Consider the following 16607-nt stretch of genomic DNA (forward strand, 5'->3'; position numbering starts at 1 on the left):
CCAAAGAAAATTTGAAATTCAATAATCTAATTATAGAGATGAAAAGAAATAAGATATTAAGTTTAATCGCCTTGGTGGTTGTGCTTTCCTCCAGCTGTAAAGATTCCTTTCTCGAAGAAAAAAGAGATCTGGCCGGATATAATGAAGAAGTTTTTAAAGATGCAGCATTGGCTCAGGGTTACGTAGATTATGTTTACGGCTTATTCTTGCCGGCAAACAATGCACAGTCGCTATCCTGGAATTTAGCTACGGGTAATGATACTTTCGCCAGGACAACAGATGAATTTGCTGGCGAAACAGATTTTAACAAAGTGTGGGCAACCATCAGTTATACCAATACCCATGCGTTAAATTATTTTGGTGCCAGGTTAACCACCAGCATTGTTAATAATCCGTATACGAGATTAAAACAGATCAACATTTTTATTGCCGAAATTGATAAATATGGTTTGCCGGAAGATGTTAGAAAACGCCTGAAAGGTCAGATGTATTTCTGGAGAGCATGGCAATACTTCGATTTGGTTAGGTTATATGGTGGCGTGCCATTGGCATTGGTACCACAAGATCCCATCTCAGAAGATGGAACATCGTTGCAAATCCCTAGAAGTTCCAGCTCAGAATGTATTAAACAAATCATCGCAGATCTGGATATGGCGCAATCGTTATTGCCAGGTAAATGGGGAAATTCAGATTGGGGTCGCATTACCAGTGGCGCATGTGCCGCGATGAAAGGCAAAGTGCTGTTAACCTGGGCGAGTCCGTTATTTAACCGTACAGATGATATAACCCGTTGGGAAGCAGCTTATCAGGCAAACCTGGCAGCAAAAACACTATTGGAAGCAAACGGCGGCGGTTTATTCAAAACTGGCGGCACGGCAAATGGTGTGGCTTGGGGCAACATGTGGTTTTCTGAAGTGAATAATCCGGAAGCAGTAATTGTTTATGGTTTTAATAACCTCGCCATCGGCGGAACAACTACGAAAAATAATGGTTGGGAGCAGGCCGCAAGATCAAAAGAGATTAATGGAGGAGGATCACTTTCACCAACAAAAGAAATAGTAGATGCCTTCCCGATGAAAGATGGGAAAATGCCAGGCGCTTCAACAGCCTATGTTTATGATGCTAAAAAATTCTTTAAAAACAGAGATCCTCGTTTCTACAAAACTTTTGTATATAATGGTGCAATCTGGCCATACGCTGGGAACACAACTTACAAGCAATGGACTTACAAATGGTATAGAACAGCTGCTGAAACAATTCCAAGTTTAACAACAGAAACAAAAGGAGCGAACAGCAGTGCAATTTACATCAGCAAAGCAACAGACCCGGGTGCATCAAACTCCCTAGGTAATTTCCAGCAAAGCGGAACAGACTTTATGGAAATGCGTTTCGCTGAGGTCGTATTAAATTTAGCCGAATCTGCCATTGGCGCAAATAAATTGGGTGAAGGTTTAGAAGGTATTAAATCTATCAGAGAACGCGCCGGAGTGGAAAATTTAGACGGCGCATATGGATTGGCTGGCGCTACCAGCAGAGACCAGTTATTCTCTGCTGTTTTAAAAGAGAGAAATATCGAATTTGCTTACGAAGGAAAAAGATTTTTCGACCTGAGACGCTGGATGTTATTTGAAGAAAATTCGCCTACTGCTGCACGTTTAGGGATAAAACCATTAAATGGCACCAGAAGAAAAGGATATTTCATCACTGTAAAATCAGTTGCAGGTGCTAAATATGTGGGTACAAATGATCCATTGATTAAACCAGCTACCGGAAATGCACCGATAATTGATCGTGATCCGGCAACCTATCCAACACCAAATGGCAGTGCAAATTATGCAGCATATTTAGATTATTTATATGATAACATATTTGTGATTACTGAAAAAGATGATTTGGATAGAACAAACCCTGCGGACTGGAAATTTAAATGGTACCCTGAATATTATTTCTTTGGCCTGAATGAAAACATTTTAAGTTCATCGCCATACTTAGAGCAAACTACAGGATGGAATAGTTTAAAGGGAGCAGGTACATTTGATCCGTTAAAATAAGTTTGATTAACAGCATTGGGATAAGTTAGCGCAATCTCGATTTATATATTTGGTTTGGAAGAGGGGAGCAGCGAGTGCGATCCTCTTTTTTTATTCAAGAATGTTACATTTATATATGAATATTATCTCTATCTTGTAACTCAGCTTAGCAGCCGATATTCAGGTGTTTCGAATCCGGAAAACGGATTAAAATTCGTTCGCTGCTTTAAGGAGTTAAGTAAAAAATCTTTAGATTAAGTGCTGATTTAAAGAATAATATATTTTCTAACCAAAATTGATAAACCAGGATTGATCAAAGAATGAGCCGAATAATAAATCTTAATATTGCGTTATTTTAGCGAAGTATTTATCGACTTAACCTTTTGTTTTTCCAACGAGCAAAACACAAATGAAAAAGAACTTTTTAAATCTGCTGTTTTCAGCAGCATTAATACTCTCAGCTGGTTCAGCTTTTGCCCAATATCCTACAATTCCCGAAGATGTTAAGAAATCATCAGATTCAATGATGAAGGAAGCTTATCATCAGTCTGATATGGCCTGGGAAAAGGCAAAACCAATCATTCTCAAAGAAGAGAAAGAGGGCAAGCCTTATGTTCCATGGGCTGGCCGGCCAACAGATTTGCCGCAATCAGAATTATTGGCTTTCCCGGGTGCTGAAGGTGGTGGTGCTTATAGTTTTGGCGGTCGTGGCGGAAGAGTAATAGTCGTTAAAAATTTAAATGACAGTGGTCCGGGTTCTTTACGCGATGCCTGTGAACAGGGTGGAGCAAGAATAGTGGTTTTCAATGTTTCGGGGATCATCAGAATCAAAACACCACTAATTATTAGAGCACCGTACATTACCATCGAAGGTCAAACGGCACCAGGTGATGGTGTTTGCGTGGCTGGCGAATCGGTATGGTTAAACACACATGATGTAATTGTTCGTTTCATGCGTTTTAGAAGAGGCGAAACCTTTGTGGGGCGTCGCGATGATGCGATTGGTGGTAATCCGGTAGGAAATATCATGATAGATCACGTTTCGGCAAGCTGGGGATTAGACGAAAATATGTCGATGTATCGTCACATGTATAACGATAGTACGGGCAAAATTGAAGATAAACTAGCAACGGTAAACATCACCATTCAAAACTCCATTTTTTCTGAGGCTCTAGATACCTGGAACCATGCTTTTGGTAGCACATTGGGCGGTGAGAACTGTACTTTTATGCGGAACTTATGGGCAGATAATGGTGCCAGAAACCCATCTATTGGCTGGAACGGTATTTTCAACTTTGCAAACAATGTGGTTTTCAATTGGAATAATCGTTCAACAGATGGTGGAGATTATACTGCATTATTTAATATCGTAAATAACTACTATAAACCAGGTCCGGTTACGAATTTAAAAGAGCCGATCAGCTACAGAATACTCAAACCAGAATCTGGAAGAAGTAAATTACCTTATGTTGTTTACGGTCGTGCTTATGTAGAAGGAAATATTATTGAAGGAAATGAAAAAGTAACTAAAAATAACTGGGATGGTGGCGTTCAGCTGGAGAATAAAAAAGGTGAATTAATGACTTTTGAACAAGCCTCTCCATATTTTGCAGCCATGCGAGTGAAAAAGCCTTTTCCAATGTCAAAAATCACTATTCTCCCCACTTTAGCAGCGAAAGAATATGTATTAACTAACGTTGGGGCAAACCTTCCAAAGAGAGATCCGGTTGATACCCGCGTAATTAAACAAGTGAAAACGGGAAAAATTGATTTCATTGAAGGCGTTAAATTACCTGAGAAAGATTTCGAACACCGCCGTTTACCAAAAGATTCATACAAACAGGGAATCATTACCGATATTAGTCAAGTTGGCGGTTATCCGGAATATAAAGGTACACCTTACAAAGATTCAGATGATGATGGCATGCCTGATGCGTATGAGTTGAAAAACGGTTTAAACCCAAAGGATGCAACTGACGCAGCTAAAATTTCGAAAAGTGGTTATTCTAATATCGAAGTTTATTTAAATAGTGTGGTTCCTGTTTCAACGGTAAAACCAAGCGAAGGGAGAATGTAGAAAGACTAAAGCTGAAAGACCAAAGATTAAAGCAAAAAGACCAAAGTGGAAAGACTAAAGCTGAAAGCCAAATACTACAGCGGAAAAGCGAGGCAATCGTATCTCAATCTTGCTTTTGGCGCTCGTCATGCTGAATTTATTTCAGCATCTTACATGCTATAAAGACCCTGAAATGAATTCAGGGTGACGACCGTTCATAGATTGTTGACAAAAGAAAATAACATCAATGCCAAATACCAACCACATATTAAAAGTAGAGCAACTCAAAACCTTATCAATTTTGATGATGGTTCTTTTGATGGCGAACTTTTCATTTGCGCAAAAACCAAAACCCATTGAACCACCAAAACCTATTTTCAAAGGTAAGGATGGCAAAATGGCTTACACGGCAGATGAGCTGGGGAATCGTATTCCTGATTTCTCCTATGCAGGTTATATGGCAGGCGAAAAAGCAATTCCATCGGCGCTGGTCAAAGTTGTAGTGCCTTTAAAAGATGGTGATGCGACGCTAAGAATTCAATCAGCCATAAACTACGTATCTAAATTACCTGTCGGGAAAGATGGTTTGCGTGGGGCTGTTTTGTTAGAGAAAGGTACCTATGAAGTTTCCGGAATCTTAAAAATATCAGCCTCAGGCATTGTGCTTCGTGGCAGCGGAATGGGTGAAAGTGGAACTAAAATCTTTGCAAAAGGTTTGGATCGGATAGGGGTAATCAGAATTTTAGGTAAAAAAGATAAGATAGAAGAATCGCCAATAGCCATTACAGATAATTATGTTCCGGTAAATGCACAAAAAATTACACTAGCAAATGCCACTGGCTTTAAAGTTGGCGATAAAATAATTATTCATCGTCCATCAACCAAAGAATGGATTGAAACCCTTAAAATGGTTGAGTTTGGTGGAGGAGAAAGTGCTTTGGGCTGGAAACCCGGAACAAGAGATCTGCACTTTGATCGGAAAATTACTGCGATCAACGGTTTAATCCTCAGCTTAGATGCGCCAATAACAACAGCTTTAGACACAAAATTTGGAGGCGCAACTGTCTCAAGATACAAATGGAACGGTTGGATTTCAAACGCTGGTGTAGAGAATTTAAAACTCGAATCAGATTATCACAAAGAAAATATTAAAGATGAATACCACCGTTGGACGGGTATTTCATTAGAAAATGTAGAAGATTCCTGGGTTCGGCAGGTGGTATTTGAGCATTTCGCGGGTTCTGCGGTTAATGTGCTCGAAACAGCAAAGAGAGTTACGGTAGAAGATTGTAAATCGCTTGCACCTATCTCAGAAATTGGTGGCGAACGTCGCTATACATTTTTAACTACCGGACAACAAACCCTTTTCCAAAGGTTGTATTCAGAATACGGTTACCACGATTTCGCGGTAGGTTTCTGTGCCCCCGGACCAAACGTATTTGTGCAGTGCCAGTCTTATTTGCCTTTCAGTTTTAGTGGTACCATTGATAGCTGGGCATCGGGTGTTTTATTCGATATTGTAAACATAGACGGACAAGCGTTAAGTTATTTAAATCGCGGTCAGGATGGACAAGGTTCAGGATGGAGCGCGGCGAACAGTGTTTTCTGGCAATGTAGCGCCGCAAGGGTAGATAATTATCAGCCGCCAACTGCACAAAATTGGGCATTCGGAACCTGGGCGCAGTTTTCTGGAAATGGCTATTGGGATATGTCGAATGAGCAAATTCAACCACGGAGTTTATATTATGCTCAGCTTAAAGATAGATTAGGGAATGAAATAGAAGCCAGAACTTTCATCCTTCCGGTAGAAACAGAAGCTTCAAGCAGTCCTCCGGTGGATATTGCACAAAAACTCACCAAGCTTGCTTATAAACCTGCCTTAACCGTATCAGAATATATTGATGCCGCATCTGAGCGGAATAAAATTTCACTTGATGCCAAACAGGCAAAAAGCATCGATAAAATCGGATTAGACAAAGTTGTTCAGCCAGCAATGGCCGATGCGATGGCGATAAAAAATGGTTGGCTGGTTCGCGGAAATGAAATCATTTTAGGCAACCGTCAGGATGTGCCCTGGTGGAATGGAAGTGCCCGTCCGCATGGATTGAAAAACACTAAATTCCACATTACCCGATTTGTGCCTGGTCGTTCCGGCAACGGCTTAACCGATGATTTAGACGCCATTACCGATTCCATGAAAAATGGTTCGGTTAAAATATTAGATCACAATTACGGCCTTTGGTACGATAGAAGGAGAGATGATCACGAACGCATCCGCCGGATGGATGGCGAAGTTTGGGCACCTTTTTACGAATTACCCTTCGCCCGGAGCGGACAGGATAAAGCCTGGGATGGCTTGAGTAAATACGACATCACCAAATACAATCTCTGGTATTGGGACAGGCTGAAAACCTTTGCCAATCTCGCTGATCAGAAAGGTTTGGTTTTGATTCATGAGAACTATTTCCAACACAATATTATAGAGGCTGGTGCACATTATGCAGATTTTCCGTGGCGTACGGCAAATAACATCAACAATACGGGTTTCCCAGAACCTGTTCCGTATGCTGGCGATAAAAGAATTTTTATGGCCGAGCAGTTTTACGATATCAGCAATGAAAACCGTAAAGCAATCCATAAAACTTATATCCGTAAATGCCTGGAAAATTTTGATGGAAATACAGGTGTGATTCAGTTAATCGGTGCAGAATTTACTGGTCCGCTACACTTTGTACAATTCTGGCTCGATACGATTAAAGAATGGGAGCAGGAAACTGGCAAACATCCAATTATTGGTTTAAGTGTTACCAAAGATGTTCAGGATGCTATTTTAGCGGATAAACAAAGAGCGGATGTAGTCGATCTAATCGATATTAAATATTGGCATTACCAGGCTGATGGAACGGTTTATGCGCCACAAGGTGGACAGAATTTGGCTCCCCGTCAGCATGCACGCTTACTTAAACCTAAGAAAACATCTTTCGAAGAAGTTTACCGTGCGGTTTCAGAGTATCGAAATAATTTTCCTGGCAAGGCAGTAATGTATTCTGGAGACAACTTCGATAATTTCGGTTGGGCGATTCTGATGGCTGGCGGTTCATTATCCAATGCAAAAAACATAGATCAGGCAACATTAACAGCGATCTCTCTTATGAAACCTTTTCTTCCGGCATGGAAAAATGCCAAACAATATGGCTTAGAAAACCCAGGGAAAGCTTACGTTTTATACAACGCTTCTTCAGCAGCCAGCACTATAGATTTAACAAAGTTCAGCGGAAAATTTAGTGTGAAAATAGTGGATGGTAAGGATGGAAAAGTGTTGAAAGAAGAAAAAATAAATGGAAATGCCATCTCAAAAATTGATAAAGTTGGAAATGGAGATGAAATCATTTTCCTCAATAAGATCTAAAATATGACGATTAAATCAAAGATATTTTTCCTTTCGATGGCTTGTTTACTTGCATTTGGTTGCAAGGAAAAGCCACATTTTGGAGATAAAAGTTTACTCATCTCTGAAAATGGAAGGTATTTAACAACGGGCAATGGCGAACCTTTTTTCTGGTTGGGCGATACGGGCTGGTTGTTGTTTAGTAAGCTTAACCGCGAAGATGCCAATACCTATTTAGAGGATCGCAAGCAAAAAGGTTTTAATGTGATCCAGGTGATGGTTTTGCACGAGGTGCCATCTGTAAATGTTTACGGCGACTCATCCATCATTAACAAGGATGTTTCAAAACCTGCCATCACTGAAGGGAATGATTTTAAAGACAGTAAGGCTTATGATTTTTGGGATCACGTAGATTATATCATTGATCTTGCCGAAAAAAAAGGAATTTATATGGCACTGGTTCCGGTTTGGGGAACGAACGTGAAAGATAAAAAGGTGAATGTGCTGCAGGCAAAAAATTATGCAGAATTCTTAGCCAAAAGATACCGCGATAAAAGTAACATCATCTGGTTAAACGGTGGAGATATAAAAGGGAGTGATGGTTTAGAAGTTTGGAATGCGATTGGTGAAACTTTACGGGCGAATGATCCTAACCACTTAATTACTTTCCATCCGAGAGGCAGAACAGCTTCATCTACCTGGTTTCACAAAGCCAGCTGGAACGATTTTGATATGATTCAATCGGGGCATCGCCGCTATGACCAGGATACTTCAGCGAAAGAAACTTTGCACTATGGCGAAGACAACTGGAAATACATTGAAACGGATTACAAACTCAAACCAATCAAACCTACAATTGATGGCGAACCATCATACGAGGGGATTCCGCAGGGTTTACACGATACGATAGAGCCGCGGTGGACAGCTGCCGATGTAAGAAGATATGGTTATTGGTCTGTGTTTGCTGGTGCCTTCGGCTATACCTATGGCAATAATGCGGTGATGCAGATGTACAAATTGACAGATAAAAAACCTGCATATGGTCCGAAAGCGCCATGGACAACGGAGATAAATGCCGCGGGCGCAACTCAGATGAAACATTTAAAGGATTTGATGTTATCCCATTCTTATTTTGACCGTGTACCGGATCAAACCTTAATCGCTGGTAAAAATGGTGAAAAGTATGAGCGGGTAATTGGTACCAGGGGTGAAGAGTTTGCTATGCTTTACACTTACACCGGGCGCAATTTCAGCGTTCAGCTTGGAAAAACAGATGGGGACGAATTGAAGGCATCCTGGTTCGATCCGCGGACAGGAAAAACGATCTCAATCGGAACATTTGAAAATAAAGGAATAAAAGAATTTAATCCGCCAGGAGAACCTAAAAATGGTAATGACTGGGTTTTGGTGTTGGAGAAAATATAATGTAGTTAGTCGTCATTTCGACTGGAGCAAAGCGGAGTGGAGAAATCTTATCTGCCAGTTTAAAAGATTTCTCCACTTCGGTCGAAATGACAACTAGGAGTGACATTCCCCTCTTTTAGAGGGGTGTCCGCAGGACGGGGTGTTAATAAGAAAAATAAAAAATGTTTAAAGCAAAGTATATATCATCATTCCGCTTAGCCATTATTGGCCTGGCTTTGTGCGGATTAAGTTCTTGCTCAAAACAAGCCTATTTATTTACATCGTTCCATGAGCCAGCAACGGAGGGATTAAGGCTTTTGTATAGTTATGACGCTTACCACTGGACTGATCTGAACAAGACTTTTTTAAAACCTGAAATTGGTACTCAGAAAGTCATGCGCGATCCATCGATTGTTCAGGGGCCTGATGGCACGTTTCATTTGGTTTGGACCTGTAGCTGGAAAGGCGATAAAGGAATCGGTTATGCCAGTTCAAAAGATTTAGTCAACTGGACAGAACAGAAATTTCTTCCCGTAATGGAAAGTGAGCCAGAAACCGTTAATGTTTGGGCACCGGAAATTTTCTATGATGATGAGCAAAAAGAATACATAGTGATTTGGGCATCAACCATTCCATTTCGCTTTGCTAAAGGAATAGAAGATGAAGATAATAACCACAGGATGTATGCAATCACCACTAAAGACTTTATTACCTTTTCTGAACCGAAATTATTTTTGGATCCCGGTTTTAGTGTAATTGATGCCGTAATTGTGAAAAGGGAACCAAAAGATTTTGTATTGGTTTTGAAAGACAACACTCGCCCAAACAGAAATTTGAAGGTCGCATTTGGCAAGGATGCTTTAGGTCCTTATGAGCATGTTTCAGAAACTTTTAGTCCGAAGTTAACGGAAGGCCCAACGGTAGTAAAAGTAAAAAATGATTGGCTGATTTATTTCGATGCTTACGGACAAAAGATTTATTCTGCTTATAAAACAGCAGACTTTAAAAGTTTTAAAGAGGTGACTTCGCAAGTTTCCATCCCTGAAGGACATAAGCATGGAACGATTATAAAAGTGAAGAGGAAGGTGATTGAGAATTTATTGAAATAATAAATGAATCGTCATTGCGAACTGAAGGAAGGGAGCGAGCGATAGCGTGAAGCAATCTATTTAACAAAAAAGATTGCTTCGTTCCGATGAAAAATCGGAAACTCGCAATGACGAAATGAACATAATAACATGAAAATATTTAAAATACTTTGTTTAACCCTATCATTTGCTTTTGCGATACAAACTTCGGAAGCGCAAGATACCGTGCGTTATACAGGTAAAACGATGGTCAATGCCGACTATCATCATGGACAATTAACTCCTGTGGTTGGGGTACACAGCATTCAAACGTTCAGGGCAAACAGGGCGCATCCAGAATTGGCAGAAAACTTCGGCTGGACCTATAACCACGCCCCAATGTTAGCCTATTGGAACAACAGATTTTACCTAGAATATTTGAGTGATCAAGTGGGAGAAAGCATCCCGCCAGGACAAACCTTATTACAATCTTCACCTGATGGTTACACCTGGAGTAAACCAGACGTGATTTTTCCCATTTACAGAATTCCTGATGGAACCACCAAAGAAGGAAGAACCGATATAGCAAAAGATTTAGATGCGGTAATGCATCAACGCATGGGCTTCTATGTCTCTACCAAAAATGTATTTCTGGTTTTAGGTTTTTATGCGATCAGTTTTGATGCAAAAGACGACCCGAATGATGGGCACGGGATTGGCAGAGCCGTAAGAGAAATCCAGCCAGATGGAAAATACGGACCAATTTATTTCATTCACTACAACCCAGGTTATTCAGAAAAAAACACGAAATATCCTTACTTCGAAAAAAGTAAAAATAAAGCGTTCGTTGCGGCATGTAAGGAGTTGCTGGCAAACAAATTAATGACGCAGCAATGGAATGAAGAAGCAGACCGAAAAGATCCCCTAATCACTTTACAGAAACAGTATAAAGCCTTCAGCTATTATCACTTATCAGATGGACGAGTAGTTGGTTTATGGAAAAATGCATTAACAGCAATCAGCTCCGATAATGGTAAAAGCTGGCCGGAAAACGCTTCCCGGGCGCCGGGTTTTGTAAACAGCAATGCTAAAATCTGGGGGCAAAGAACCGCAGATGGAAATTATGCGACCGTTTACAATCCCTCAGAATACAGATGGCCACTGGCCATTTCGACTAGCAAAAATGGCTTAGACTATACGAATCTGCTTCTGGTAACCGGCGAAATATCGCCCATGCGTTACGGTGGAAATTATAAATCTTACGGTCCGCAATACGTTCGCGGTATTATTGAAGGCAATGGAAAGCCTGCGGATGGTAAACTGTGGGTAACGTACAGCATGAACAAGGAAGATATTTGGGTTTCTTCCGTTCCCTTGCCTGTTACTGATCAAGTAGATCAACAAGTAAACGACGATTTTTCAAAATTAATAGAAAACAAAGCGCTTGAAAAGTGGAATATTTACAGTCCGTTATGGGCACCAGTAAAAGTAGAAGGTGGAGCCCTTGTGCTTAAAGATAAAGATCCCTTTGATTATGCAAAGGTAGAAAGGGCATTTCCTGCATCTAAAAAAATCATTACCTCGTTTGCTGTAACACCGAAACAGAATGATTTTGGTTTATTGGAAATTGAATTGCAAGATGCAAAAGGCTTAGCAACTGTTCGGTTAATTTTCGATACTGTTGGTGTATTGAGTGCTAAGGCCGGTGCGCGTTACAAGAACTTCATGAAGTACGAAGCAGGTAAGAATTATGATATCAAATTGAAACTGGATGCACATACCCGGTTTTACACGGTAACGGTAAATGGAAAAGACGTGTTAACCAGTCTAGCTTTTCAGCCGATTGCCGAAGTATCGAGGATTGTTTTTCGCACCGGATCTGTTCGTCGCTTTCCTGATGTAGATACACCAGCAGATCAAAATTACGATTTAAAAAATGCAGGCGAAGCTGAAAAAAAAGAAGCTGTTTATTTGATTAAGTATTTAAAAACGGAGGGGTTTTAGCATGAGGGTTAAGTTTGGAGTTAAAGGTTTGGAGTTTGGAGTTTTCCCCTCATTGCGTTTGAGTAAATCGGTGCTACATTTTCCATTATCGTCATTGCCTTTCAGTAAATCGTCATTGCGAGGAGGCACGACGCGGCAATCTCCTTCAGTAAAGTCAGATTGCTTCAGCTCGCACAAGCCCAGCTTCACAATGACGACAGCCTTAAGGACGACGAAGCAATCTCTCTTACTAATACTATTCTTATTTTTATCCATCTCCGCCAACGCCAAAATCCTTTTACCTCAAATCCTATCTAACGATATGGTTTTGCAACGCAATAAACCCATTAACATCTGGGGCTTTGCCTCGCCTGATGAAAAAATAGTAGTTGCTTTTGCTGGTCAGCATAAGCAAACCATAACCGATAAATACGGGAACTGGAAGGTAGTTTTAAGGCCTTTAAAAACATCATCAATTCCTCAAACCATCATCATTTCTGGTTCCAACCGGATTGAACTAACCAACATCCTCGTAGGTGAAGTTTGGGTTTGCTCCGGTCAATCAAATATGGAATACCAAATGCGTAAGCTGGCGAAGATTCCTAAACCAAAAAATGAAAAATTAAGCTTTCCGGCAGATGAAGTGGCAAAAGCAAAAAATACACAAATCAGAATTTTTCTGGTCAATCGTAAACAGTTAATTAAACCAGACTCACTGCATAAAAGTTGGGCCGTAGCGCAGGATTCTGCTTTAAGGGCTTTTTCTGCCGTTGGGTATTTTTTTGCTAAAGAAGTTCAGGCGAAATTGGGCATCCCGGTAGGAATAATATCTTCTGCAGTTTCAGGAAGTGCCATCGAACCATGGATTTCACCAGAAGCTTTTGCTCAGGAATCCTATTTTAAAAATCAAAAAGTAGGCAATGATCCTGGTAAATTCTACACGCCAATGATCGAACCACTTTCGCAATTTAAGATTCGTGGTTTTTTATGGTATCAGGGGGAAACCAATTGTTTTTTAAATGAAAAGATCAGCTACGCTTATAAAATGAAAACCCTGATCAATTTATGGCGCAAAGCCTGGGGCGAGAAAGATCTTCCTTTTTATTATGTTCAGATTGCCCCATTCAATTACTCAAAAACCAAAGGTAAAATCGCTTTAGATGCCGATACTGAACCCGGTTTTTGGGAAGCACAAATGCAGGTTTTGAGGCTTCCGAACACGGGAATGATATCGACAAATGACTTAACTGATTCGAATGAAGATCTACATCCAACATATAAATGGGAGGTAGGCAGAAGATTAGCGCTTCTGGCTTTGGCTAAAACTTACGATCTAAAAATCGACTATTCCGGTCCTGTTTACAAATCTGTTGCCTTTAAGGATAGAAAAGCCGTGCTGAGCTTTGATCACTTGGCTTCTACAAATCAGATTACTGGATTTACCATCGCTGGTAAAGATGGCAAATTTGTGAAGGCCGATGCTTCAGTTGAAGCTGGTAAAGTAGTGGTCTCTTCAAATGAAGTTGCTGAACCTGTTGCCGTACGTTACAACTGGACAGAAAACCCAACTGGAAATTTTTATAGTAATGGATTACCTGCACTGCCTTTCAGAACGGATAATCCATTAGTGAACCAATTTAAAACCAATTAATGAAGTACAGCATTTTACCTTTCTTTTGTTTAGTAATGATGTTTTTCCCCCTCCGGGCACAGCAAACGGAGAAACTATATCTATCCGGAACTGGAAACGATGACACTGTAAAGTGGGATTTCTTTTGTACCGAAGGAATGAATTTCGGGAAATGGACCACCATCCCTGTGCCTTCAAATTGGGAATTGCAGGGGTTTGGAAAGTACAATTACGGTTTTAATAAAGAAACAAATAAGGGGAAAGAACAAGGACTGTATAAGTACAATTTCCAGATACCAACAGCCTGGAAAGACAAGAAAATAAACATTGTTTTTGAAGGCTCGATGACCGATACGGAGGTTAAGATTAATGGAAAATCTGCCGGAGAAACACACCAGGGTTCATTTTATGTTTTTAAATATGATATCACAAAGCTGAATAATTTGAAAGGTAATAATTTACTTGAAGTAAAAGTTTCTAAACATTCAGCCAATCAATCGGTTAATGAGGCCGAACGTAAAGCCGATTTCTGGATTTTCGGTGGTATTTTCAGACCAGTTTATTTGGAAGCGTTGCCGCAAACTTATATAGATCGGGTTCAGATTGATGCAAAAGCAAATGGCGTTTTTACGGCTAACGTTTTTACATCTGGCTTGGCCGATAAAATTAATATTCAGCTAACGGATGGAAAAGGCAAAAAACTAGGAAATGAATTTTCGACTAAAATCGCATCGAATTTAACGCAGGTTAATCAGGAATTTAAAAGCCCGGCCTTGTGGTCATCTGAATTTCCAAATCTCTATACGGCAACTTTTACACTAATTAAAAATGGAAAAGCCATTCATCAAATCACTAAGAAAATTGGATTCAGAACGATTGAAGTGAAGGAACGTGACGGTGTTTATGTGAATGGAGTTAAAATGAAATTTAAAGGGGTCAATCGCCATTCTTTTTATCCTTCATCCGGCAGAACAACAAGCAAAAGAATCAGCATTGCCGATGTTTCTTTGATGAAAGAAATGAACATGAATGCTGTTCGGATGTCGCATTATCCGCCAGATGGACACTTTCTGGATGTTTGTGATTCCTTAGGTTTATTTGTAATGGATGAATTGGCGGGCTGGCATGGAACCTATGATACGCCAACCGGAACAAAATTGTATCAGGAGATGATGGCCAATGATGAAAATCATCCGTCGATTGTATTTTGGGCCAATGGAAATGAAGGCGGTCACAACAGTGAGCTCGATCATCTTTTCGCTGATCACGATCTTCAAAAACGCCCTTTAATCCATCCATGGGAAGTTTTTAACGGATTCGAAACCACCCATTACCGTGAATTTAATTATGGAATTGGAAATTATGACCATGGCCATAACATTCTGATGCCAACCGAATTTCTTCATGGCATGTGGGATGGTGGTCATGGTGCGGGGATAGAAGATTATTGGAATGCCATGTGGAATAACCCACTTTCTGCAGGTGGTTTCCTGTGGGATTTTGCCGATCAGGCTGTTGTTCGAACAGATAGAAATGGAGAATTGGATACTGATGGAAATCATGGGCCTGATGGAATTGTGGGGCCTTACCACGAAAAAGAAGGCAGCTTCTACACGATTAAAGAAGTTTGGAGTCCGGTTTTTGTAGAGAAACGAGACATGACTGCAGGCTTTGATGGCTCATTTTTGGTGGAAAACAGGTATGCTTTTACCAACCTCAATCAATGTACTTTCGAATGGAAACTGAAAAAATTACAACCAGGTGCAGACGCCGTATTCAAAGCAGGGAAGGCAGATGCGCCAAACATTAAGCCTTTAGAAAAAGGGAAATTACAAGTTAATCTACCTACAAATTGGCTGACTTTCGACGCTTTTTATCTAACTGCTAAAGATTTTTATGGCAAGGAATTGTTTACCTGGAGTTTCCCGATTGCCTTGCCTGCAGCTGATGCCGATAAAATGGTGGTTAAGACTGGTTCTTCAAAAGTAAGCCTGAAGGAGTCTGCTACCACTTATCAGGTTTCGGCAAATGGTATCGATTTAACTTTTGATAAAACAACCGGATTACTTCAGCAGGTTAAAAATGCTAAAGGAGTAATTCCATTTTCAAATGGCCCGGTTTTGCAAGAAGGTGTGAATAATTTTAAAAATTTCACCACAAAAGTAGATGGCGATAACCTGGTTATTTCATCCAGATTTGATAAAAAAGAAAGCTATAATACTTTAGAGTGGACGATCTATCCATCCGGCTGGATAAAAATGCAGGTTAAATATTTTCCATCTGCGTACTTTACCACTTTCGTGGGATTAAATTTCTCTTATCCCGAAACGGAAATCAAATCGGTAGCCTATAAAGGAAGCGGTCCGTATCGAGTCTGGAAGAATCGGATGAAGGGAACGGAATTTGGAATCTGGAGAAAGGATTATAACGACTCGGCAACCGGGGAACCAGCCTGGCAATACCCTGAATTTAAAGGCTATTACTCAAATATGTACTGGTGCGAATTTATCGGGAAAACCCAAAAAATTAAAGTGGTAACAGATCGTGAGGATGTTTTCCTGCGGTTATTTACGCCGAAGAAATCAAAAGATACGGAATACGATAACATGAGTCCGACTTTCCCCACAGGAGATATTTCTTTTATGAATGGAATTTCGGCGATTGGTACGAAAACGCAAAAGCCAGAAACCACAGGACCAATGGGAATGAAACATGTATTTTATGATTTTGATAAAGAACCCAGCAGGGCATTAGATATGACGTTGTATTTTGATTTTTCAACGAAATAGAATTAACCGCAAAGAACGCTAAGTTTTTTGCAAAGAAAAGAAGAAAAGAATTGCCCGCAGAAAAGGGAAAATTAAATCTGCGGAATCTCCGAAATCAGCGGGAATAAATAATAACAGAATCAGTCTAATCACTTAATCTGTGTAATCAACCGCGAAGCGTAAAAAGATTTACAAAAAAGATTGCTTCAGCTCGCTCAAACCTGGCTTCGCAAAGATCAACACTTTTGGAGAGATCAAATATCAAATAAAATGAATTCTAT

The 16607-nt window shown here is 40.2% G+C and carries 8 protein-coding genes; all 8 read left to right on the plus strand.

Annotated features, from left to right (window positions below):
- The first annotated feature begins 38 nt into the window (after positions 1–38).
- The 8 genes from ACN1CD_RS04235 to ACN1CD_RS04270 all read left to right on the plus strand — a co-directional run bounded on the left by ACN1CD_RS04235 (position 39) and on the right by ACN1CD_RS04270 (position 16347).
- Complete coding sequence (locus ACN1CD_RS04235; protein WP_419129017.1) at positions 39–2051, plus strand: RagB/SusD family nutrient uptake outer membrane protein; 2013 nt, start codon at positions 39–41, stop codon at positions 2049–2051.
- Between the two features lie 388 nt (positions 2052–2439).
- Positions 2440–4107, plus strand: a complete 1668-nt coding sequence (locus ACN1CD_RS04240) for a pectate lyase family protein (RefSeq protein WP_419129018.1) — start codon at positions 2440–2442, stop codon at positions 4105–4107.
- Positions 4108–4333: 226 nt separating this feature from the next.
- Positions 4334–7495 (plus strand): DUF6298 domain-containing protein, encoded by a 3162-nt coding sequence (locus ACN1CD_RS04245; protein ID WP_419129019.1) that lies wholly within the window; start codon positions 4334–4336, stop codon positions 7493–7495.
- Positions 7496–7498: 3 nt separating this feature from the next.
- Positions 7499–8899: a glycoside hydrolase family 140 protein gene (locus tag ACN1CD_RS04250; RefSeq protein ID WP_419129020.1), complete on the plus strand. Its 1401-nt coding sequence runs from the start codon at positions 7499–7501 to the stop codon at positions 8897–8899.
- Positions 8900–9060: 161 nt separating this feature from the next.
- Positions 9061–9987, plus strand: coding sequence for a glycoside hydrolase family 43 protein (locus tag ACN1CD_RS04255; RefSeq protein ID WP_419129021.1), 927 nt, complete (start codon positions 9061–9063; stop codon positions 9985–9987).
- Positions 9988–10116: 129 nt separating this feature from the next.
- A complete protein-coding gene (locus ACN1CD_RS04260) occupies positions 10117–11949 on the plus strand; it encodes a six-hairpin glycosidase (protein ID WP_419129022.1) in 1833 nt (610 codons plus the stop codon).
- Between the two features lie 301 nt (positions 11950–12250).
- Complete coding sequence (locus ACN1CD_RS04265; RefSeq protein ID WP_419129624.1) at positions 12251–13579, plus strand: sialate O-acetylesterase; 1329 nt, start codon at positions 12251–12253, stop codon at positions 13577–13579.
- Positions 13579–16347, plus strand: coding sequence for a glycoside hydrolase family 2 TIM barrel-domain containing protein (locus tag ACN1CD_RS04270; protein ID WP_419129023.1), 2769 nt, complete (start codon positions 13579–13581; stop codon positions 16345–16347). The genes ACN1CD_RS04265 and ACN1CD_RS04270 overlap by 1 nt, the downstream gene beginning before the upstream one ends.
- The last annotated feature ends 260 nt before the right edge of the window (positions 16348–16607 follow it).

The organism is Pedobacter sp. N23S346 (assembly GCF_048515415.1).
GTDB lineage: Bacteria > Bacteroidota > Bacteroidia > Sphingobacteriales > Sphingobacteriaceae > Pedobacter.